This window comes from Noviluteimonas gilva (assembly GCF_009740395.1).
In the GTDB taxonomy this organism is placed as follows: domain Bacteria; phylum Pseudomonadota; class Gammaproteobacteria; order Xanthomonadales; family Xanthomonadaceae; genus Noviluteimonas; species Noviluteimonas gilva.
Window position 1 is genome coordinate 1,374,726 of the sequence record NZ_WOXT01000001.1, and the last position, 21,720, is coordinate 1,396,445.

Sequence of the window (21,720 nt, forward strand, 5' to 3'; positions counted from 1 at the left end):
TTCTGGGGGCCGGCCGGGCGAGCCCGGCGTAATGTGATGGTTGGCGAGTTTAGCCGACGGCCTGTCCGGGCATTGGTTTACGTTAGATGGCATGAAAGTTGCGACACAGTTCTCGAACCGGGAGTGACCGCGTATGCGGGTCGTGTACGAAGCAGCGCACGTGATCGACGCTCACCTGGTGCGCCACGCACTGGAAGCGGCGGGCTTGCCGGTGTTCGTGCGCGGCGAGGCCCTGCTTGGCGGCCTCGGGGAATTGGGGATCTTCGGATTGGTGCAGGTCTGCGTGCCCGAGGCCACCTGGCCCGAGGCGCGCGCCGTGGTCGAAGCGCTCGCCCTGGCCGTCGCGCCCGTCGAGGCGCCGGAGGCACCCCCACTCTCGCCAGGATTGCTCACCTGAGCGCGCGGCCGGCCATCGGGGGGAGGTCGGCCCAGTCAAACGCCTTCGGCGAAGGGCGCGCCGCGCTGTTGTGCGCCTACGCGTGGGTCCTGGCTTGGGGTTGCGTGACCTTCGCGAGCGATGCGGCGGCCGTCGCCCATCGACCGGTCGTCACGCGCGTGGTCGAAGGCGACAGCGTGCGCGTGCCGGCGTCGGAGCAGGCGGTGCGCATTCCGTTGCGCCTGAGCCGCGACGGCGGCGACATCGACCGACTGTGGGTGCAGCGCACGATGGTCGACGAGATCTGGCTCGAACATCGCGCACCGGGGCACGCCACGTGGCGTTCGCCCGTGCAGTCGTTCTTCCGACCGGAAGATGACGGTCCCTCGTTCCCCACCGGCTTCGTGTTCAAGCTGCCGGAGGGCGTGGAAGACGTCGACCTGATGGTCCGCACGCACGCGCCCGTGCAACTGCGGCCGACCTCGCAGACCGGCGCGACCGTCGCCGACATGCAGCAGCGCGGCGGCGCGCTCGCCGGCGCTAACTACGCCAGCCTGGCCGTGCTCGCGTTCATGGCCCTGTCGCTGTTCGCCGCAGTGCGCGACCGCATCTACCTCGCGTTGCTGGCCCTGTCGGCGAGCGCGTTGGCGTGGTTCGTCGCGTCCAATGGACATCTGTATGCGTGGCCCGGCGTGCGCTGGTTCGCGTTGTGGGGCGCGCAGGGCGTGTGGGCGCTGGAACTGTTGCATTGCGCGGCCGCCCTCTGGCTCGCGCAACGCTATGCGGAACTCGAAATCGCGGCGCGCAAGCTCGATCGCGCGGGCGATGTCTTGCGTTACATCGCCCTCGGGCTGGCCGCGCTCGCGCTGGTGCGCCTGGACGTGTTGGCGAGTTCGATGGCCTGGGCCGCCGCGCTCGTCGGTGGCGCGACGCTCGCCTTCATCATCGCAACCGCGGTCGTCGCGGTGCGCCATCGCATCTGGAACAGCCTGTCGGTGCTGACGATCGTGCTGGTGGTCGCGGGCGCCTTCACCTTGCGCGCGTTCACGCCCTTCGGGATCCACGGCTTCTGGGTGCGTTACGGACCGCAACTGGCGATCACCGTGTGCGTGTTGCTGGTGGCGGTGGGCATGATCGGGCGGATCGCGCACGTGCGCGATGAACGCGATCGCGAACGCCTGGCGCGCGGTGACAGCGAACGCCGCCTGGAACGCGAGGCCGCGCGCGTCGACCTCGTGCAACAACTGCAGCGCCGCCTGCGCGAACTGCCCGCGGGCGATCTGGAATGGGCCGCGTTCCGCAGCGTGTTCGAACGCCTGCTGCCGCTGTTGCGCCTGGAATCGGCGGCGCTGGTCGCCTACGGCTTCCACGGTTTCGACCTGCTGCTCGCCGAACCGATTTCGAGCAAGCCGCATTACACCGACCTGCTCGCCACGCGCATGGGCATGATGAAAGGCTTGGCGCGCACGCAGGCGCCGGTGCAATTGCAACTCGGGAACGGGGAGGCGTTGCATCTGCTGCATGCCGTCGTGCCGCTGCCGATCCGCGCGCCGGCGTGGGGCGTGTTGCTCCTGCAGCGTGGCGATGGATCGAGTTTCACCGACGAAGAACTCGCGCTGGCCAGCGACTTCGGTCGCCTGGCCGTGCAACACGCCGACGAAGCGGCGGCGGCGTTGAGCCTGCGCCGTTCGGCCGAACTCGATGCGCTGACCGGCACGTTCAATCGCCGCACGATCGATCTGTGGTTGTCGCGCTCGTTCTCCGAAGCGCACCGCGAAGACCAGTTGTTGTCGGTGTTGTTCGTCGACATCGACCACTTCAAGGCGATCAACGACAACCACGGCCACGCAGCGGGCGACGCCGTGCTGCGCCAGGTGTCCGACGTGTTGCGCAAGGAGTTGCAGCCGACCGACGTGCTGGGCCGCTACGGTGGCGAGGAGTTCGTCATCGTGCTGCCCGGCCGCAACGGCGACGACGCGCGCCAACTCGGCGAACGCATCCGCTCGGCGATCGAGCTGGTGCGGCTGGAATACGAGGGCAAGCCGATCCGCATCACCGTCAGCGTCGGCGTGGCCACGCGCCTGCCGCGCGAAAACGAACCGGCGGCGGCCGTCGCGCGCGCCGACCAGGCGCTGTATGCGGCCAAGCGCGGCGGACGCAATCGGGTGAATGTGGCGCCGGCGGTGTTCACTTAAGGGCGGCGACAAGGGAACAAGGGAACCGGGAACCGGGAACCGGAGAAGCCTTACCATTCGGTTCCCGGTTCCCGGTTCCCTTTTTTGACCTCCCCATGCTCACCCTCGTCATCGGCAACAAGAACTACTCGTCCTGGTCGCTTCGCCCCTTCCTCGTGCTGCGCACCTTCGGTGTGCAATTCGACGAAGTGCGCATCCTGCTCGACACGCCGCACTTCCAGCAGGACGTCGCCAAATGGGCGCCCAACCTGCGCGTGCCCGCGTTGCATGACGACGGCCTGATGATCTGGGATTCGCTGGCGATCTGCGAATACGTCAACGAGCGTTACCTCGACGGCCGCGGATGGCCGAGCGACGTGGCGGCGCGCGCGCAGGCGCGTTCGGCCGCGGCGGAAATGCATTCGGGCTTCATGGCGCTGCGCAAGCAGTGCCCGATGAACATGCGTCGCACGCCGGACAACTATCGCTGGGATGAAGCCGGCCAGCGCGACATCGAGCGCATCCAGGCGCTGTGGCGCGAGTTGAAGGACGCGCACGGGCAGGGTGGGCCGTTCCTGTGCGGCGAGTTCTCGATCGTCGATGCGATGTTCGCGCCGGTGGTTTCGCGCTTCCTTTCCTATGGCGTGCCGATGGACGACAACGCGCAGGCCTTCGCCGACGCGATCCAGTCGCTGCCCGCGTGGCAGGAATGGCGCGACGCGGGTTTTGCCGAAGTCGAGTATCTCGAAGACACCGAGAAGTTCCGTGCATAAGAGCCACCGCGCGTGAGCAACGCCGCCGCACGCGGGCCGCTCGCGACGATGCTGTTCGGCGCGGTGCTGATCAGCACCTCGGCGGTGTTCGTGCGATGGGTCGAGATGGGGCCGACGGCGTCGGCGTTCTGGCGCATGGCGCTGGCCACCGCGATGTTGTTGCCCGTGCTCGCGATCGCCGTGCGGCGTGGCGTTTCCACATTCACGCCGACGCCGCGCGTGCTCGGCCTGGTCGCCATCGCGGCGGTGTTCTTCGCCCTGGATTTGTGGATGTGGCACCGAAGCATCCTGTATGTCGGCGTGGGCATGGCCACCTTGCTCGGCAACTTCCAGGTGTTCGCGCTCGCGACGTACGGCGCGTTGATGCTCGGCGAGCACGGCGGCTGGCGCTTGTGGGCCGGCTTGTCGTTGGCCATCGTAGGCCTTGCGCTGATGCTCGTGCCCGGTTGGGCGGATTTCGACGAACACTTCCATGTTGGTGTGTGGTTCGGGCTCGGCACCGCCGCGGCGTATGCGGGATTCCTGATCGCCTTCCGCAAGGCGCAGGCCACGCGCGGCGGCGCGACCAACGAATCCCTGTTGTGGTGGATGTGCCTGTGCACGGCGGCGCTGTTGTTGCCGATGACGCTCGCCGGCGGCGAAGCCTTGCCGCCGAGCAGCGGTTCCGACTGGGGCTGGTTGCTCGCCTATGCGTTCATCGCGCAGGTGTGCGGTTGGCTGGTGATCGGCAAGGCGATGCCGAAATTGTCGGCGGGCGTGCTGGGCTTGTGCCTGTTGCTGCAGCCCCTGATGGCCTACGTGTGGGATGCGTTGTTCTTCGGCACGCGCCTGGATGCCGCGGGCCTGGTGGGGCTCGGCTTGTCGCTCGCGGGGATTTTCCTCGGGCTCACGCGCGGCGCGCGCACGGCGCAGGCGTAGGCGCTACTCGCGCGCGATCGAACACACGTAGACGACTTCGCACGCGCCGCTGCCGCTGTCTTCGCGCGTGAGCGAACTGCGCCAGTGCCAACCATCGGGCGCATCGGCTTCGACGAGCCAGCCGTCGATGCGCACGTTGTCGCCTGGGCGGATCTTCGACAGTTCGCGTGCGGCGCTCTCGTCGGCGGGAATCATGTGCATGTTCGCGCTGGAGCGCACGATCTCGCGCACGGGAATCGGCGGCTCGCCGCGCCAGCGATAGTGGTACCAGCGATTCGACTGATCGATGGACAGTTGCGACAACACCGTGTCATCGCGCATGCGGCCCCAGCCGAGCGCGAGGTCGGTGGGCGAGAGATCCGCTTCGCGACCGAGGCTGTAATCCTCGCGCGACAGCACGCGCGCATCGACGCTGAAACCGGCGAGCGGCTGCAAGCGCGCCGGCTTCAATCGGATGTCGTTGAACCCCTCCGGCACCGGGCTTTGCAACGGCGCTTCGCCCGCGAGTACGCGCGGCGGCGGCGGACAGGTGAAGGAAGCGCCGGACACTGCCGCGGGCGCTTCCGGCGTGCGTTGCCACCACCACCACGCGATGGCAACGATGACTGCGACGACGGCCCATTTTCTTGGACTCATGCAAGCCTGCCTTTCGAACCGTTTCCTTTCGCGACCACCGCGCGTTTCGCCGACGGCAGCACGAGATCCGCCGTCGGCGTGAACAATTCGGGCGGCAAGGTGCGGAAGATTTCCGCCAGGCGTTCGAGGAACGCGCTCATCGCCGAACTCTTTCGCCACACCATCGCGATCCTGCGGCTCGGGTGCGAGTCGCGGAAGGGGATGAGGTGGATGTCCTTCGAGCGTGCGACCGGCGGCTTCACCGCGAGCGTCGGCAGCAAGGTCACGCCGACATTCGCCGCGACCATCTGCCGCAGGGTTTCCAGGCTGGTCGCCTGGAAGTCGCGCATTTCGCCCGCGCCGGCGAGTTGGCAGACATCGAGGGCCTGGTCGCGCAGGCAATGGCCGTCTTCGAGCAGCAGCAGGCGCTCGTCGGCGAGATCGGCGAGCGCGAGATGGCTGCGCCTTGCGAGCGGGTGCGATTCCGGCACCGCGAGCAGGAAGGGTTCTTCGAACAAGAACTCCACGTGCAACTGATCGTCGTGGATCGGCAATGCGAGCAGGCCCGCATCGAGCCTGCCGTCGCGCAGGCGCGAAAGGATGACGTCGCTTTTTTCTTCGACGAGCAGCAATTCGAGTTTCGGGAATCGCGCGCGGATGCGCGGCACGACGTGCGGCAGCAGGTAAGGCCCGAGTGTCGGGAACAGGCCCAGGCGCACGGTGCCGGCTTCCGGATCGCGGCTGCGGCGCGCGGCTTCGCGCATCTGTTCGACCTCGGCCACGATGCGGCGCGCGCGATCGGCGATGTCGCGCCCGGCGGGCGTGAGCATCACCTTGCGCGGCGCGCGCTCGACGAGCGAGACACCGAGTTCTTCCTCCAGCTTGCGGATCTGCGTGGACAGCGTGGGCTGGCTGACGAAGCTGGCTTCGGCCGCGCGGCCGAAGTGCTTGTGGTCGGCGAGGGCCACCAGATAGCGCAGGTCGCGGAGGTTCATGAACGATAGCCTACACCTATCGTCAACATCCAAACAATCGACTTGCCGTATCGGACGACGAACGGCAGACTGCCTGTCTTCGCCGGGGGAATGCACCTGGCGGCCCCCAATACTTTCCACCTCTCCCTGTGCGAATAGGAGCACTGCTGCATGCTGACCGTCGGCGACAAGTTCCCCCAGTTCAACCTCAAGGCCACCGTCTCGAACGACCTCAACAACGCGTTCGTGGACATCACCAACGACACGTACAAGGGCAAGTGGCTGGTCGTGTTCTTCTACCCGAAGGACTTCACCTTCGTGTGCCCGACCGAAATCACCGGCTTCGCCAAGCTCGACCAGGCCTTCAAGGATCGTGACGCGCAGCTGCTCACCGGTTCGACCGACAGCGAGTTCGTGCACCACGCCTGGCGCACGCACCACAAGGACCTCAACAGCCTGCCGTTCCCGATGCTGGCCGACATCAAGCGCGAGCTCACCTCGGCGCTGGGCATCCTGGGTTCCGACGGCGTGGCGCAGCGCGCGACCTTCATCGTCGACCCGAACGGCGAAATCCAGTTCGTCTACGTGACCGCCGGTTCCGTCGGCCGCAACCCGGAAGAAGTGCTGCGCGTGCTCGACGCGCTGCAGACCGACGAGCTGTGCCCGTGCAACTGGAAGCAGGGCGAAGACACGCTCAAGGTCGCCTGAGCGACACCCTTCGCCCCGCGCGCGCCGTGCCCCCTCGCGGCGTCTCCCCTCCCCCGAAACGCGCGGGGCATTCGTGGCCGGGCATCCCCCGGCCACGTTCTTATCGGAGCTCGGAATGAACCTGCAGGAATTGCGCAACACGATCCCGGATTACGCCAAGGATCTGAAACTCAACCTCGACTCGGTGCTGAGCGAAACCGGCGCCGCGGGCCTGGACGCCAAGCGCATCCGCGTGATCGCCCTGGCCTGTGCGATCGCCTCGCGCCATCGCCCGTTGGTCGACGCCATCGAAGCCTTCGCCGCCGAGCAGCTCTCGCCGGAGGAATTGAACGGCGCGCGTTCGGCCGCCGCGATCATGGCGATGAACAACATCTACTACCGCGCCACGCACCTGATCCACAACGACGAGTACGGCACCATGCGCGCGGGCCTGCGCATGAACATCATGGCGAACCCGGGCGTCGACAAGATGACCTTCGAACTCGCCTCGCTCGCCGTGTCGGCCATCAATGGCTGCGGCGCGTGCCTGGATTCGCATGAGCGCACGCTGCGCATGCACGACATCAGCGCGCAGGGCGTGCAGAGCGCGTTGAAGATCGCGGCCGTGGTGCATGCGGTTGCGGTGACGCTGGAGCAGTCCGAGGCGTGATCTTCGGCCCGTATCCGGGTCTCCTCGGAGCTTTCCGCTTTCATGTGTGAAGGCTCTTCGACGCAGAGCGCGTCATTCCTCCGCCTGTAGAGCGAACGGATTTGTAACGTCCGTTCGTCGCCGATCAACGGCGACAAGCCCAGACCGGAGAGCCCCCAATGACACGCACCATGTTGCGCGACGCAGTCGCTCGCGCCTTGTTCGCAGGCGCGACGTTCGCCATCGCCCTGCCGCTCCACGCGCAGGATGCCACCCCCGCGGACGGATCCACTGAAGCCGCTTCCACCACCGCCACCCTGCAGACGGTCACCGTCACCGGTTCGCGCATCGCGCGGACAGTGGATGTCGAAACCGCGCAGCCGGTGCAGGTCATCACGCGCGAAGAGATGCAGCGGACAGGCCTGCAATCGGTCGCCGACATCCTGCAGCAGTCCACCGCCGTCGGCTCGCCGGCGATCAGCCGGGCCGATGCGCTTTCGAGCGGCGAGGCGGTCGGCGGTTCCTACATCGACATTCGCAACCTCGGAACGCAACGAACGCTGATCCTCATCGATGGCCAGCGCCTGGGCGTGGCAACGAACGGCTACTCCGACATTTCGCAGGTTCCGACAGCAGTCGTCGAACGCATCGAAGTCCTGAAGGACGGCGCCTCGTCGATCTACGGTTCGGATGCCATCGCCGGCGTGGTCAACATCATCACGCGCAAGCGCTTCAACGGCGCGGAAGCCAATGTGTACTTCGGCGAATACGACGTCGGCGACGGGCGCAAGCAGTCTTACGACGCCATCTTCGGCCTGACCAACGACCGTGGCTGGATCACCGCCGGCGTCGCGCACGCCCTGGAGGATCCGGTATGGGCCAAGGATCGTGAATTCACAGCCGGTGGCACCAGGAGCGCGGTGTCGCACACGGGCGTGCTGCGCGTCGACCCGAACAATCCAGGTTCCTGGCTCACCTATGCCGGCGGCGACCCGAGGGACATGGGGAGCTACCGGCCTTACACGACGGCCGACTACGCGACGCCCAACGACCAGATGACGTTGGCGACCGGCCTGGAACGCACGTCGGTGTTCGCCAATGCCGGCGTGGACATCAACGAAAACCTGACGCTCGTCGTCGATGCCCTCTACAACCACCGCGATTCGATGCAGCAAATCGCAGGTTACCCGTGGCGTTCCTCCGGGACCAACCTGCTCTCGGGCGACAGCTACTACAACCCGACCGGCCAGGACGTGCATTACTTCCGCCGTACGTGGGAAGTGCCGCGTGTGACCGAGAACAAGTCCACGACGCAGCGCATCGGCGCGAAGCTCGAAGGCCGGTTCGACATGCGCGATCTTCCATGGTCCTTCGACACCGGCTTCTACCAGAATACGTACCGCTCGGAGAAAGACGGCACGGGCAACCTGTTGATCCCGGCCGTGCAGAAGGCGACGGGTGCGTCGTGGTTCAATCCGGCGACCAACCGCGTCGAGTGCGGCAGCGCCGCCAATCCCATCGACTACGGTTCGAACTACGGCGCGGGCCAATGCATTCCCTGGAATCCGCTCGCGCCGCACGGCAGCGGCGTCGCCGGTTCGCTCGCCGATCCCGCGTTGCAGTCGTATCTGATGCCCGTCGGGCATGACGTCGGCGAGACCGAGACGACCTCGATGTTCCTCAATGCCGCAGGCGTGCTCGCAGAGTTGCCTGCCGGCGACCTCGGCCTCGCCGTGGGTTACGAACACCGTCGCGAACGCGGCTGGTTCTCGCCCGACGCGCTGCGCCAGACGGGCCTGTCGACCGACCTGGGTTCCGGCAACAGTGGTGGCGAGTACCACCTCGATGAGATGTACTTCGAAGCGAACGTCCCGCTGCTGGCCGACAAGCCCTTCGCGCAGACGCTCTCGCTCAACCTCGCCTCACGATATTCGAACTACAGCAACTTCGGTTCGACGATCAACAGCAAGGTCGGTTTCGAATGGCGCCCGATCACCGACCTGCTGGTCCGCGGCACCTGGGGCGAAGGCTTCCGTGCGCCGACGATCGATGATCTGTACGGGCCGAACAACCAGAGCTTCGTGTTCTACACCGATCCGTGCGATTCGCGCTTCGGCTCCGCGCGCGACAGTGCCGCGTGCGCAGCCGCCGTACCGCCGGGCTATGAGCAGATCGCGCAAGGCGGCGTGCCGGCAACCGGCCCGAACGCGCAATCGAACGAGCCCTTCCTGTCGGGCTCCAACCCGAACCTGCAGCCCGAGCAGTCGCGCAACACGACGGTCGGCACGGTGTTCAGCCCGAGCCAGGTCGAAGGCCTCAACGTGAGCCTGGATTGGTGGAAGGTGCGCGTCGACGACGCGATCATGGCCGACACTGCGACGGCGATCCTCAACGACTGCTACGTTCGCAACGTCGCAAGCAGTTGCGCACGTTTCACCCGCGATCCGCTGACGGGCGAAGTCACGAGCCTCACCTACACCGTCGACAACGTCGCGTACTTCGAAACCGCGGGCTACGATCTCGGCGTGACCTATCGCTTCCCCACGCGATCCTGGGGCACGGTGGGCTTTGCGTGGGATGCGACTTATGTCGACTACTACGAGGCGAAATCGAGCACCGATGCGTCGGTGGCGACGCAATACACCGGCTGGGCCGGCTACTTCCGCCTGCGTTCGAACCTCAGCGCGGACTGGAGCCTGGGCAACTACGGCTTCCGCTGGACGGCGCGTTACTACTCCGCGATGTACGAGGACTGCGATCCGACAAGCCGTTTCTGCAGCGATCCTACCTTCGCTGCGCCGTACACCAATGGTGCGATCTCCCCCCGCCACCGCGTCGGCTCCAATACCTTCAACGACGTGCAGTTCCGCTATTCGACGCCCTGGCAATCGACCGTGTCGCTCGGCGTGAACAACGTCTTCGACAAGGTAGGCCCCACCATGTACACCCAGCCGAACAGTAGCTTCAATTACTACGGCGGCTTCGACATCGGGCGGTTCCTGTACGTGCAGTACCAACAAAAGTTCTGATCGCTCACGCGTCGTGTAATTCGAAGCGGCCTACGGGCCGCTTCGTCTTTCCGGTGTCGAAACGTCGATTCGCTTTGCACGCAGGTTTCAGTGCGATGCGGCGGATTGCGCCGATTGCCGTGAAGGCTCTCCAACGCGCCAACTCACTCGTGTCACATCGAACGAGGAGTAAGCGATGCAAGGTCCAGCACGACACATCGGCGTCGTCCTCCTGCTGCTCGTGCCCGGGCTCGCGACCGGCGATGCACAAGCCAAAATGATGAGCGGGCCGGGTTGGCAATGTCACGCAGTGGGGATCGGGGTCGGGGGTGGTGACATCAATTGGGGTTGGCATTGCATATCCGATGGCGGGGGCGGTGGCGCAAGCTCCGGTGGGCCTCCCGGTGGAGGCGGAGGCGGCGGGGGTGGCGCAAACAATGGCGCCCAGCCTCCCGCTACAGCCAAGGAACAGGAAACCGACGACAGGATCGATGCTTCTTCCTGTGGCGAGACTGCCGGCAACCCGGTCGTGCTCTACACAGGCAACAAGGTGGAGCCGGAACTGGACTTCGCGGCTGGCGGCGAAATGGGGCTTTACCTGCGCCGAACTTACAACCGCATGTGGAGCGGCGTGGGCTTGTTCGGCAAGCACTGGCTGAGCACCTTCGATTATTCGCTCGCATTCTCCAGCGGCATGGCGTGGGCGCAGCGGCCGGATGGAAGGCGCATCAAGTTCGTTGCAGCCTCGGCAAATCGGTGGAATGCGGAAAGCGGGCCTGCGGCTTTCCAGATCACCAAGCATGCCGACGGCAGCTACACGCTGCACAACGACGAGCGCGGCACGGAGATCTACAACGCGGATGGTTACATCACGCAGCGTGTCAACGAGCAGGGCGTGAAGTGGACCTTCGCGTACAGCGGAAAGTACCTCCAGCGTGTCACGCATTCCTCCGGTCGAAGCGTGCAGTTGGCCTGGACGAACGGCCAGTTGACGCAAGTCACCGACCCTGCCGGCAACGTCTACAAATATTCGTACGCAGCCGACATCTTCGGTGCCGGCCGGGGCCGTCTTGCCACCACAACGTTGCCGGGAAGCCCGACCACGACGGTGACGTATCACTACGAGGACGATCGTCATGCAGGTGCGCTCACGGGCAAATCGCTGAACGGCGTTCGCTACTCGACGTTCGCCTACGACGGCGAGGGCAGGGCAGCATCCACGGAACACGCGGGTGGCGTTGCGCGCCACACCTTCGCCTACGCAGTCGAAGGCACTGAAACGGTCCCGACGCCGCCACCGCCGCCGCCACCGGGTGGCTTCTTCAGTGATGAAGAACGGGGTGGGTTCTGCACGCACAAGATGTGCACGCTGCCCCGCTCTGGCAGCGGTCCATCCACGCAAGTGCGGCCGACCCGCTTTCGCGTGACGGAAACCAACCCACTTGGGCTGAAGACCACGCACCTTTACGAAGACGGAAAGAAAGTCTCCGTCACCGGTCAGGCGTCCGTGAGCTGCGCCGCGCGATATCGCGAGCTCACGTACGACGCCAACGGCTTCCAGGACATCGTCAGCGATTTCACCGATCGCCTCACGGACTTCGATCATGACGCCGAAGGCCGCCTCCTCAAGACGATCGAGGCAGTGGGAACGCCTGTCGCTCGAACGACGCAGATGGAATGGCATGACGCCAGTAATCGCCTCCTGCGCGTCACGGTGCTTGGCGATCACGAAACGCGCTACACATGGCACGCCAACGGACGGGTCGCGTCGGAAGCGATCACCAACTTGTCGGAGAACGGAGTCCGGGGGCTGACGCGCACGACGACCCATCGATACACGCACCACGGCAATGGCCTGCTTGCGACCCACGAAGTCGACGGGCCGCTTCCGAATGACACGATCACATCGACCTACGATGCGACAGGCGACTTGCTGCGCGTCGAAAATGATCTCGGTCACGTTACGCGCTATGCGCAATTCAACGGGCTCGGCCAGCCCGGTCGCATCACGAGCCCGGCGGGCGCAGTGCATGAGTACGTCTACGACGCACGGGGGCGTGTTGTCGTCGAGCGCACCTATCCGAACGGCGCGCTGGTTGAAACGCGCTACGTGTACGGCGAGAACGGCCTGCCCGATACGATCCACACCGCTGACGGCAACACCGTCATGTACCACTACGACGCTGCGCGCCGCCTGATCCAGGAAGACCGCACCGACCCAGACGGCACCTTCGCGGTGCGTCGCATCACCTACAACGCGCTGTCGCAGCCGACCCGAATCGAAGTCGGGCGGGACTGATATGCGTGCGTCGATCTCTTCAGATTCGAGGACCCGAACCCAATGCGCATCCCGATACTCGTCGCATCCACGGCGGCGCTCTTGGCCGCGACGCCAGCCCTAGCGAACAATCCCGCCCTGCCGCCGCTCGAGGGCGCCGACGCAGGGCTGGCCACGCTGTCGACGTCCGAGCATCTGGCCGGACTCGTCAAGCGCATCTATCCCGTCGCCGACGGCACCGTCTATTTCCGGCTCGTCGGCGCGTGCAAGACCGTCACGTACTTCCACTTCTCGACCACCTCGCAGGCCGGCCGGAACTGGTACGCGATGCTGCTGAGTGCATCGGCGACCGCGCGCCCGGTGCGCATCTCTCTGCCGCAGCCTTGCAGCGACGCGGAACACCAGGCGGTCCAATACGTGTTCCAGGATCCATGACGATCGTCGCGGGGCTGGCCGCAACGCTCGCCGTCACTCAGGTGGCCACCTATCAATACGACGAACTCGGACGGCTGATCGCCGAACGCAGCGGCGTGGAGGGCAAGCTCGTTGCCGGTAGGTCATATGACGTTGAGGGCCGCCTTGTCGAAGTCGTCGACGGCAATGGACACAAGACGCGGCTGACGTACGATGCGTTGGGGCGCGTCGCGACGTCGACCGATGCCATGGGCGGCGTTACGCGGCTGACCTATGACGCAGGCGATCGGACGACGGCTGTCGTCGATCCGCGCGGCTTGTCCACGACGTATCGCTACAACGGGCTCGGCGATCTGCTGGAACTGCGCAGCCCGGATACCGGAACGACGACGCATGCCTACAGCGCAGGCGGGCTTCTAACTCGAACAGTGCGCAACGATGCGAGCGCCATCGACTATGCGTACGACGCGTTGGGTCGCGTGGTTGCGGTTACTGGCGGATCGGACCAAAGGACGTTCGCCTACGACACGTGCGGCGCAGGCTTCCTGTGCGAAGCGACGACGCTCAATGGCGGCGCTGTCCAGGCATCCACGCGGTTCACGTATCGCGCCGACGGCGTCGTACGCACTCGCACGGACACGGCGCAGGGCGTTGCCGACACGACCAAGCACCATTTCGATGCCTTGGGTAGGGTGACAAAACTCGAGTATCCAAGTGGTTCGTCGATCACCTACGCGTATGACATGGGCCGGCTGAGCAAGCTGACGGCAACGCACGGCGGACAGACGCAAACCGTCATCGAGGACATCCGCTACCGCCCGTTCGGCGGACCGGAATCGTGGACCTACGGCAATGGCCTGAAACGCCGCTACAACATCGACGACAACCGGCGCCTGTTCGGCGTAAGTGCCGTGGACGATGCCAATGGCAAAGTCGCGCAAAGCCTGACTTACGGATTCGAAGCGGCCGATCGCATCAATGCAATCACCAACGCCGCCGGAGAGCCGGGAAAGCAAACCTTCCTCTACGACGCGCAGGGCCGGCTCACGCAGGATGTGATCGTCGGGACGGGAGGGGCAAGAACCTCAACCCACGACGCCAACGGCAACCGCACCTCGCACACCTGGGGCGGCGCCGTCGCGCAACACGCGATCGATCCCTATAGCAACCGCCTTCTGGCGATCGGTGGGACGGCGAACCCAGCGCGACATCACACCTACGTCTACGACAAGCGCGGGAACCGGATCAGCGATACGACCGTGGGCGTCACGACGCAACTGCAGTACGACGCATTCGACAGGCTGCGCAACCTAACGCGCCCAACGGACGTGGAAGTGTGCGAATCGTACGGCGCGTGCAAGGCGCTGCCGGCGGGTTCGACGCAGCACACGGTCAACGCACTCGACCAGCGCGTCGCAAAGTCGGATGCCGCAGGTTCGAAGCGATTCGTTTATGGCAACCAGACGAAACTGTTGGCGGAACACGGCCCCGGTGGTTGGACCGATTACCTCTGGTTCGGCGGCGAATTGGTCGGCCTGCTAACACCAAGCGCAGGAAGCATCGTCGCCTGGTATGACGACCTGCCGATCACCGTGGGGCATCCCGGCGTCAAGTTCGTGCACAGCGATCACCTCGGGCGCCCGGAAGTGGTGACGAGTGGAACCCAAGTGCAGGTGTGGCGTGCGAAGAACTTCGCGTTCGACCGGCATGTCGCGCTCGACCTGATCGGCGGTCTGAACATCGGATTTCCGGGGCAGTACTACGACGCGGAAAGTGACCTGTGGTCGAACGGGTTCCGTGATCTGGATTTGAAGGCAGGGCGCTATTTGCAATCTGATCCATTGGGGTTAATTGCCGGAATCAACATGTATGCCTATGTCGGCGGGAATCCAATCAAATACATTGACCCCAGCGGGTTGGGGCCGGTTTCGTTTGGTGTCTGCACTGCTGCCAATATTCTTAAGCAAGGGTACGACTTGTGGGAGGCGTCGCAGTCGCCTCCGGCTGTCCAGAGGCTGACAGAAGAGATATATGAGGTCGGAAGGCAGCTGAAGGAGTGCCCTGTTGAAGACAACGATCGCTACCTCGAACTCCAGTCAAAGTTAGACGGCTTGGGGCAACAGCTTCTCACTGAGACCTCCAAGCACGCTGGGTCGAATGTGGGTACGTCCTGGCAGCAAGGTATGGATGCAGCGATTTGGGAGTCTGCCTGTCTGCTCGCATTGTTGCCGGTGCTGCCATGACTCTGAAAAACGTTACACGACTTCCCCAAAAACTGGCCTACTTGATGTGGGGCATTGCTTGCCTTGCAGCCGGTCTCCTGATGGATGGACACCAGGTGCTTAAGCCATTTCAGGAGCAAACGTTAGCGGTTCAGTTAGGCGCATGGCTTGGGCTATTCGCGTTCGCCATTGCTGCAATCTTTAGCTGCTTTCTCGTTGTGGTTTCGCTGAGAACCAAGTCCATTCAGTGGCCCATGGAGCTGCTGCCATGGCCAGCGAAATCTAACTCGACTTCCATTTTGGCATTTCGAGCGTCTTGCAGCGTGTGTGCCCTCGCGTTTCTAGCATTTTGCGCCCTGTTTCTGACCATCCTTTCGAATTAGCACTATGTCGGTCCGAAGCCAACAAACAAGCTTGACCAGTCAGCGCCCATGTCGTGATCACTTGCATGACGCTTACCTTGCCGGTGCACTTGCCCATGAACGCAACTAAGCCATCTTGGACTCGTAGTGCCTACTTGGTGACCGCGGGACTTGCCTTCTGCTTCGCCGTCATCGTGTGCATTGATTATTCGCAGACGCGTGAGTCGTATTTGGCCGTTGGATTCAATGACGGTCAAATTGATCAGAGAGTGCAAATCATGCAGAAAATCAGGCGCTCTATGCAGGTAGATAGCTGCAAGGACCACGCCCAAGCAAAAAAGCTCACGCAGTTCGTCTCCGTTAAAGCGCGCGCGATACACGCCTACGTTGAAGTTGACGGGGGCGCGCGCTCTTGCGAGTGGGAATAGGTCGATAAACGGAGCATGACAAGTGCCGTCAGAATGCCATCTCACGTATGCGTAATCGCGAGCGCTGGTCAGGTTGTGGCGCCGACGCCATGAATAGATATGCTCGCGAAGAGAATGTAGTGAGGAGCACCAAAGGAAGTCGCGTTTGTTTCTGGGTGGTGGTGTCGTCGCTCTTTGTGTCCGGCGTAATTCTGAAGCTTGAGCCTCTGGCCCATCGTTGATGAACGTGGGCGTCATCCTGGCTTTGTGTGTGTTCACGATAGGAGCTTGCTACTCCACCTACCTCGGCATCGGATCGTTTGTCTCAGGGCAATTTCCGGCACCGCACGCCAAGGTGTCCGTGGATTGCAAGGTCGTACGCGGAATCAAGGCAACCGTTTGTAGTTTGAGCAAGACGCTGGCGGGAATCTGCATGGCCATCTTCACAACCATGATCGCCTTGGTGTCGTTTGTCCGTTGACACGCCGAACGTGCGGAGAAGGGGTCGGCCGCTGGGGCGGGGCCACTTTCCTGTTTGCCTGAATGGCGTATCGCTCCATGCGGCAACGCATGGAGCAGACGTGAGTCACGTTCACTAGGACTTTCGTCATGGGTCCATTCGGGGACCCCCACGTACTCTCGGCGGCTTCGTCCCTGGAGCCATCATCGATGACCTTGCTTCGCCGCAGTCTCCTCGCCACCGCGCTGGTCGCCTCGCTCGGCATCGCGCATGCCGCCGACAACACGGGCGTGCCGCAAGGCCCGTTGCCGCGCACCGTCGTGCCGACGCTGGTCTCGCTGGAACTCAAGCTCGACCCGAAGCAGGCCAACTTCTCCGGCACCACGCGCATCGAAGCGCAGGTCAGCGAAGCCACTGATGCGTTCTGGATGCACGGCCGCGACCTGAAGATCTCGAAGGCCGAAGCCATCGTCGGCAAGAAGCGCATCGCGCTGACCGCGACGCCGGCCGATGTCTCCGGCGTGCTGAAGATGCAGGCCGCCGAAAAGATCCCGGCGGGCAAGGCGATCATCGAGATCGCGTACGAAGCACCGTTCGGCGAGTTGCAGGGCGCGTATCGCGTGAAGCCCGACGGCAACGATTACATCGTGACGCAGATGGAACCGATCGGCGCGCGCAACACCTTCCCGTCGTTCGACGAGCCGGCGTTCAAGCAGCCCTGGGACATCACGCTGATCGTTCCGGAAAACGACGCCGCCGTCGCCAACAGTGCGGAAGCGAAGACGGAAAAATTGCCGGGTGGCTGGAAGAAGGTCACGTTCAACCGCACCGAAGCGTTGCCGAGTTATCTCGTCGCCTTCGCGGTCGGTCCGTGGGACGTGCCCGCCGGCCCGGACATCGGCCCGAACGGCACGCGCACCACGCCGATCAAGTTGCGTGGCGTCGCGGCGAAGGGGCAGGGCGGCCGCATGCAGTACTCGCTGGCCAACACGCCGGAAATCGTGAAGGCGCTGGAGACCTACTTCGGCACGCCGTATCCCTTCGACAAGCTCGATAACGTCGCCGCACCCGACTTCTGGGCCGGCGCAATGGAGAACGCGGGCCTGATCGTGTATCGCGACAGCCTGATGTTCCCCGACGAGAAGTCCTCGGTGTCGCAGCGCCAGTCGTTCTGGGGCGTGAGCGCGCACGAACTCGCGCACCAGTGGTTCGGCGACCTCGTCACCATGCGCTGGTGGGACGACCTGTGGCTCAACGAAGCCTTCGCCACCTGGATGGGCAACAAGATCCACGGCCAGCTGCGCCCCGAGGCGCACACCGACCGCGGCCTGCTCGAAGGCGCGATCGGCGCGATGGGCGCCGACAGCCTGTCCAGCACGCGTCGCATCCACGAGCCGATCAACGATTTCACGCAGATCCAGTCGGCCTTCGACGGCATCACGTACCAGAAGGGCGGCGCGGTGCTCGGCATGTTCGAGCGCTACATCGGCGAGGACCAGTTCCGCACCGGCATCCGCAATTACCTGCACGACCACGCACGCGGCAACGCGACCAGCGCCGACCTGATCGCCGCGGTGGCGAAGCAGAGCAACGATCCGGTCGCCGTCGACGCGGCGTTCAAGAGCTTCATCGACCAGCCGGGCGTGCCGTTCGTCAAGGTCGCCGTCGAATGCGGCGCGGGCAAGCCGGCGCTGATCGTCACGCAGCAGCGTTACCTGCCGCTCGGTTCCTCGGCCAGCGCGAACCAGACGTGGGGCATCCCGCTCAGCGTGCGCTATGCGGACAACGGCACGATCCGCGAGCAGAAGGGCATCGTCACCGGCCAGTCGGCGCGCGTCGAACTGAAGGACGCCGCTTCCTGCCCGCAGTGGGTGATGCCCAACGCGCACGGCGCCGGCTACTACCGCTTCGCGCTGGAGCCGAAGTATCAGAAGTCGCTGTCGGATGCGTTCGCCAAGCTCGATGAGCGCGAACAGCGCGTCTACGCCGACTCGGTCACTTCGGCCTACGGCGCCGGCCATCTGTCGCCGAAGGAAATGCTGGCCGCGCTGCCGCAGTTCACCACCGCGCAGGTGCGCCAGACCGTCACCGCCGGCATGGGCTCGATCGGTTGGATGGATGAGCAGTTGCTCACCAGCGACGCCGAGCGCGTTGCGTTCCGTGCGAAGGCGGCGGAAATCTATCGCCCGCGCCTGACGATGCTGGGCCTGTCGCCGAAGGACGGCGAAGCCGACGACGATCGCCTGCTGCGCGCATCGCTCGTGAACTTCTTCGTCGACACGCTGAAGGACCCGCAGGTCCGCGAAGCGATGGGCAAGCAGGGCCGCGCGGTCCTCGGCCTGGGCGGCGATGGCCAGTTGCACGCCGACGCCGTGCCGAAGGACCTGCGCGGGGTCGCGCTGGAAGTCGCCGTGCAGGAAGGCGGCAGCGAAGCCTTCGACGCCGCCGAGAAGCACTTCCGCGCCAGCCAGGATCCGACGATCCGTTCGCAGCTGCTTTCCGCGATGGGCTCGACCCAAGATGCGAAGCTGACCGAACGTGCCCGCGCGCTGGTGTTCGAAAAGGGTCTGCTCCGCCGCAACGAGATCTTCCCGATCGTCGGCGGCCAGACTTCGGACGAGAAGACCCGTCCGGCGCTGCGCCAGTGGGTGGATTCGCACTTCAGCGAACTCGAAGCGCGCCTGGCGCCCGCGGGTGCGGCGCTGGTCGGCCTGTACTCGGCCGGCATGTGCAGCGAGTCGGAGGCGGCGGATGTCGAGTCGCGCTTCGCCGATCGCATGAAGTCGATCGAAGGCGGCCCGCTGGAGCTCAAGCAGACGGCGGAATCCATCCGCCTGTGCTCGGCGCAGAAGTCGGCCCGCAAGGGCATGCCGCTGGCCTTCGTCACGGAGAAGGCGAAGAAGTAAGCGAAGGCACGCGCGGCCGGGGGCGCATCGCGGGTAGGATGCGCCCCATGGCCGACTCTTCCCCCGTTCGCGTCGACGACCTGCTCAAGGTCGCGCGCGCGAAGGTCGAACATGCCGACGCCGAATGGCTCCTCGCCTTCGTGCTCGGCAAGTCGCGAAGCTGGTTGTACGCACGCGGCGACGATCCCGTCGCCGACGATGTCGCGCAGCGTTATGCCGCGTTGCTCGCGCGCCGCGTCGCCGGCGAACCGCTCGCCTATCTCACCGGTCGCAAGGGCTTCTGGCGTTTCGAACTCCAGGTCACGCCCGATACGCTCGTTCCGCGCCCGGAAACCGAACTCCTCGTCGAACTCGCGCTCGCGCATCTTTCGCGCGAAGACGTCATTCGCGTGGCCGATCTCGGCACGGGCAGCGGCGCCATCGCGCTCGCGATCGCGTACGAACGTCCGCGCGCGGAGATCATCGCCGTCGACGACAGCGCCGCCGCGCTCGAAGTCGCGCAATCCAACGCACGCGCGCTGCGCCTGACCAACGTCGAGTTCCGCCACGGACATTGGTGCGAACCGTTGGGCGAGGGCTTGTTCGACGCCATCGCGAGCAACCCGCCGTATATCGCACTCGGCGACCTGCACCTGGATGCGTTGCGTTACGAACCGGCGTCGGCCTTGTCGTCCGGCCACGATGGGCTCGATGCGATCCGCGACATCGTGCGCACTGCGCCCGCGCACCTCAAACCCGGTGGTGCGTTGCTCATCGAACACGGCCGCGACCAGGGCGCCGCGGTGCGCGCGTTGTTCACCGACGCCGGATTGATCGACATCGACACGGGCCTGGACATGGAACGCCGCGAACGCGTGACCTCGGGCATCAAGCCGGGCGGACCGTCGCTGGGATAGACTTTGCAGCCTCGATCGAAATGTCCCACGCGGCGGAGGCCGGTCCATGTTGCGCGAACTCTATCCCGACCTCCCCGCATACGACACCGGCACGCTGAAGCTCGACGCGCGCCACACGATGTACTACGAACAATGCGGCAATCCCGACGGCAAGCCCGTCGTGATGTTGCACGGCGGTCCGGGCGGCGGTTGCAGCGAGAAGATGCGCCGTTTCCATGATCCGAAGAAGTATCGAATCATCCTGTTCGACCAGCGCGGCAGCGGGCGTTCGACGCCGCACGCGGACCTCGTCGACAACACGACGTGGCACCTGGTCGCCGACATCGAAACCCTGCGCGAGAAGCTCGGCATCGAGCGCTGGCAGGTCTTCGGTGGTTCGTGGGGCTCGACGCTCGCGTTGGCGTACGCCGAGAAGCATCCAGAACGCGTGACCGAACTCGTGTTGCGCGGCATCTTCATGCTGCGCCGCTGGGAACTGGAGTGGTTCTACCAGGAAGGCGCGTCGCGCTTGTTCCCCGATGTGTGGGAGCACTACCTCGCGCCGATTCCGATGGTCGAACGCCACGACATGATGAGCGCCTATCACCGGCGCCTGACGAGCGAAGACGAAAACACGCGCCTGACCGCCGCGCGCGCGTGGAGCGTGTGGGAAGGCGCGACGAGTTTCCTGCGCATGGACCCGGACTTCATCAGCGGCCACGACGAAGCGGAGTTCGCACTCGCCTTCGCGCGCATCGAGAACCATTACTTCGTCAACGGCGGCTTCTTCGAAGTCGAAGACCAGTTGCTGCGGGACGTGCATCGCATCGCGTCGATCCCCGGCGTGATCGTGCACGGGCGTTACGACGTGGTGTGCCCGATGGCGAATGCGTGGGAACTCAAGCGTGCGTGGCCGGCCGCGGAGCTGGTGATCACGCCGACGTCGGGCCATTCGGCGTTCGAGCCCGAGAACACCGATGCGCTGGTGCGCGCGACGGACAAGTTCGCCTAGCTCCCTCCCCTGCGAAGGCAGGGGAGGGCCGGGGTGGGGTTCACTCGGGTCGCAGTGACCCATCCGGATTGCGTTCCAGCATCCACAACCCCGCCCACAACTTCAGATCGAGCTCAAAGCCTTCGGCACGTTTCTGCATCAGCCACGCAGCCGCGCTCGCACGCGGCACCGCGTGCACGATGATGTCTTCCCCATCCACGCCACCGCCTTCGCCCGTGCGCACCAAACCTTCGGCGCGCACGAACGCGATGCGCTCGTTGCTCATGCCGGCCGACGTCGGGCCGACCAGCAGCACTTCGACATGCGAAGGGCGCCAGCCGGTTTCCTCTTCGAGCTCGCGCGTCGCCGCCATTTCGAGCGTGTCCTCGCCCGATTGATCGCCGACCAGGCCCGCGGGCATTTCGATCGTCTTCGCGCCCAGCGGCACGCGGTATTGCTCGACGAACAACACTTCATCGTCGGGCGTGGCCGCGACGATGATCACCGCCATGCCGTCGCCATGCGTGCGTTCGCACGATTCCCAATGGCCGCGCTTGACCAGGCGGAGCCACTGGCCTTCGCAGAGGGTCGTCTTTTCGTCGTTCGCGGGGCGTGGGTCCATGCCCCGATG

17 protein-coding genes are annotated in these 21,720 nt (G+C 64.9%); 14 read left to right on the plus strand and 3 right to left on the minus strand.

Annotated elements, in window-relative coordinates:
- The first annotated feature begins 133 nt into the window (after positions 1–133).
- From GN331_RS06590 to GN331_RS06605, 4 genes are all read left to right on the plus strand, one after another.
- Positions 134–397: a putative signal transducing protein gene (locus GN331_RS06590; RefSeq protein ID WP_156641101.1), complete on the plus strand. Its 264-nt coding sequence runs from the start codon at positions 134–136 to the stop codon at positions 395–397.
- 104 nt (positions 398–501) lie between these two features.
- On the plus strand, positions 502–2,571 hold the full coding sequence (locus tag GN331_RS06595; RefSeq protein ID WP_156641102.1) for a diguanylate cyclase: 2,070 nt from the start codon (positions 502–504) through the stop codon (positions 2,569–2,571).
- A gap of 95 nt (positions 2,572–2,666) precedes the next feature.
- Entirely contained in the window at positions 2,667–3,323 is a 657-nt protein-coding gene (locus tag GN331_RS06600) for a glutathione S-transferase family protein (protein WP_156641103.1), read from the plus strand.
- 12 nt (positions 3,324–3,335) lie between these two features.
- Positions 3,336–4,241 (plus strand): DMT family transporter, encoded by a 906-nt coding sequence (locus GN331_RS06605; protein WP_156641104.1) that lies wholly within the window; start codon positions 3,336–3,338, stop codon positions 4,239–4,241.
- 3 nt (positions 4,242–4,244) lie between these two features.
- Here GN331_RS06605 and GN331_RS06610 read toward each other — a convergent pair whose 3' ends face one another.
- On the minus strand, positions 4,245–4,877 hold the full coding sequence (locus GN331_RS06610; protein ID WP_156641105.1) for a hypothetical protein: 633 nt from the start codon (positions 4,875–4,877) through the stop codon (positions 4,245–4,247).
- Positions 4,874–5,851, minus strand: coding sequence for a DNA-binding transcriptional regulator OxyR (gene oxyR / locus GN331_RS06615; protein ID WP_156641106.1), 978 nt, complete (start codon positions 5,849–5,851; stop codon positions 4,874–4,876). The genes GN331_RS06610 and oxyR overlap by 4 nt, the downstream gene beginning before the upstream one ends.
- Positions 5,852–6,001: 150 nt before the next feature.
- Between oxyR and GN331_RS06620 the strand changes: the two genes are divergently transcribed.
- The 10 genes from GN331_RS06620 to pip all read left to right on the plus strand — a co-directional run bounded on the left by GN331_RS06620 (position 6,002) and on the right by pip (position 21,110).
- A complete protein-coding gene (locus tag GN331_RS06620; protein ID WP_156641107.1) occupies positions 6,002–6,538 on the plus strand; it encodes a peroxiredoxin in 537 nt (178 codons plus the stop codon).
- Between the two features lie 115 nt (positions 6,539–6,653).
- The gene (ahpD, locus tag GN331_RS06625; RefSeq protein ID WP_156641108.1) at positions 6,654–7,187 is read left to right on the plus strand and encodes an alkylhydroperoxidase, AhpD family; all 534 of its coding nucleotides are present in this window, start codon (positions 6,654–6,656) and stop codon (positions 7,185–7,187) included.
- Positions 7,188–7,345: 158 nt separating this feature from the next.
- Positions 7,346–10,195 carry a TonB-dependent receptor plug domain-containing protein gene (locus GN331_RS06630; protein WP_197427024.1) on the plus strand — a complete coding sequence of 950 codons (2,850 nt, stop codon included), beginning with the start codon at positions 7,346–7,348 and terminating at the stop codon, positions 10,193–10,195.
- Positions 10,196–10,370: 175 nt separating this feature from the next.
- Positions 10,371–12,473 (plus strand): DUF6531 domain-containing protein, encoded by a 2,103-nt coding sequence (locus GN331_RS06635; RefSeq protein WP_156641109.1) that lies wholly within the window; start codon positions 10,371–10,373, stop codon positions 12,471–12,473.
- Between the two features lie 42 nt (positions 12,474–12,515).
- Positions 12,516–12,887: a hypothetical protein gene (locus tag GN331_RS06640; RefSeq protein ID WP_156641110.1), complete on the plus strand. Its 372-nt coding sequence runs from the start codon at positions 12,516–12,518 to the stop codon at positions 12,885–12,887.
- Complete coding sequence (locus GN331_RS06645) at positions 12,884–15,109, plus strand: RHS repeat-associated core domain-containing protein (RefSeq protein ID WP_156641111.1); 2,226 nt, start codon at positions 12,884–12,886, stop codon at positions 15,107–15,109. The genes GN331_RS06640 and GN331_RS06645 overlap by 4 nt, the downstream gene beginning before the upstream one ends.
- 989 nt (positions 15,110–16,098) lie before the next feature.
- Positions 16,099–16,338, plus strand: coding sequence for a hypothetical protein (locus GN331_RS06650; RefSeq protein WP_156641112.1), 240 nt, complete (start codon positions 16,099–16,101; stop codon positions 16,336–16,338).
- 188 nt (positions 16,339–16,526) lie between these two features.
- Positions 16,527–19,223: a M1 family metallopeptidase gene (locus tag GN331_RS06655; protein ID WP_197427025.1), complete on the plus strand. Its 2,697-nt coding sequence runs from the start codon at positions 16,527–16,529 to the stop codon at positions 19,221–19,223.
- Between the two features lie 47 nt (positions 19,224–19,270).
- Complete coding sequence (gene prmC / locus GN331_RS06660) at positions 19,271–20,119, plus strand: peptide chain release factor N(5)-glutamine methyltransferase (protein ID WP_156641114.1); 849 nt, start codon at positions 19,271–19,273, stop codon at positions 20,117–20,119.
- A 49-nt stretch (positions 20,120–20,168) separates the two neighbouring features.
- Positions 20,169–21,110, plus strand: a complete 942-nt coding sequence (pip, locus tag GN331_RS06665) for a prolyl aminopeptidase (RefSeq protein ID WP_156641269.1) — start codon at positions 20,169–20,171, stop codon at positions 21,108–21,110.
- A 40-nt stretch (positions 21,111–21,150) separates the two neighbouring features.
- Here pip and GN331_RS06670 read toward each other — a convergent pair whose 3' ends face one another.
- The gene (locus GN331_RS06670; RefSeq protein WP_156641115.1) at positions 21,151–21,711 is read right to left on the minus strand and encodes an NUDIX hydrolase; all 561 of its coding nucleotides are present in this window, start codon (positions 21,709–21,711) and stop codon (positions 21,151–21,153) included.
- Between the last annotated feature and the right edge of the window lie 9 nt (positions 21,712–21,720).

Excerpts from the sequence above, each read along its gene's own strand:
- GN331_RS06655 (WP_197427025.1), top strand. The coding sequence starts at position 16,527 with ATGACCTTGCTTCGCCGCAGTCTCCTCGCCACCGCGCTGGTCGCCTCG.
- GN331_RS06640 (WP_156641110.1), top strand. The coding sequence starts at position 12,516 with ATGCGCATCCCGATACTCGTCGCATCCACGGCGGCGCTCTTGGCCGCG.
- GN331_RS06610 (WP_156641105.1), bottom strand. The coding sequence starts at position 4,877 with ATGAGTCCAAGAAAATGGGCCGTCGTCGCAGTCATCGTTGCCATCGCG.
- GN331_RS06630 (WP_197427024.1), top strand. The coding sequence starts at position 7,346 with ATGACACGCACCATGTTGCGCGACGCAGTCGCTCGCGCCTTGTTCGCA.
- prmC (WP_156641114.1), top strand. The coding sequence starts at position 19,271 with ATGGCCGACTCTTCCCCCGTTCGCGTCGACGACCTGCTCAAGGTCGCG.
- oxyR (WP_156641106.1), bottom strand. The coding sequence starts at position 5,851 with ATGAACCTCCGCGACCTGCGCTATCTGGTGGCCCTCGCCGACCACAAG.
- GN331_RS06670 (WP_156641115.1), bottom strand. The coding sequence starts at position 21,711 with ATGGACCCACGCCCCGCGAACGACGAAAAGACGACCCTCTGCGAAGGC.
- GN331_RS06590 (WP_156641101.1), top strand. The coding sequence starts at position 134 with ATGCGGGTCGTGTACGAAGCAGCGCACGTGATCGACGCTCACCTGGTG.
- GN331_RS06635 (WP_156641109.1), top strand. The coding sequence starts at position 10,371 with ATGCAAGGTCCAGCACGACACATCGGCGTCGTCCTCCTGCTGCTCGTG.
- GN331_RS06620 (WP_156641107.1), top strand. The coding sequence starts at position 6,002 with ATGCTGACCGTCGGCGACAAGTTCCCCCAGTTCAACCTCAAGGCCACC.
- ahpD (WP_156641108.1), top strand. The coding sequence starts at position 6,654 with ATGAACCTGCAGGAATTGCGCAACACGATCCCGGATTACGCCAAGGAT.
- GN331_RS06650 (WP_156641112.1), top strand. The coding sequence starts at position 16,099 with ATGAACGTGGGCGTCATCCTGGCTTTGTGTGTGTTCACGATAGGAGCT.
- GN331_RS06645 (WP_156641111.1), top strand. The coding sequence starts at position 12,884 with ATGACGATCGTCGCGGGGCTGGCCGCAACGCTCGCCGTCACTCAGGTG.
- GN331_RS06600 (WP_156641103.1), top strand. The coding sequence starts at position 2,667 with ATGCTCACCCTCGTCATCGGCAACAAGAACTACTCGTCCTGGTCGCTT.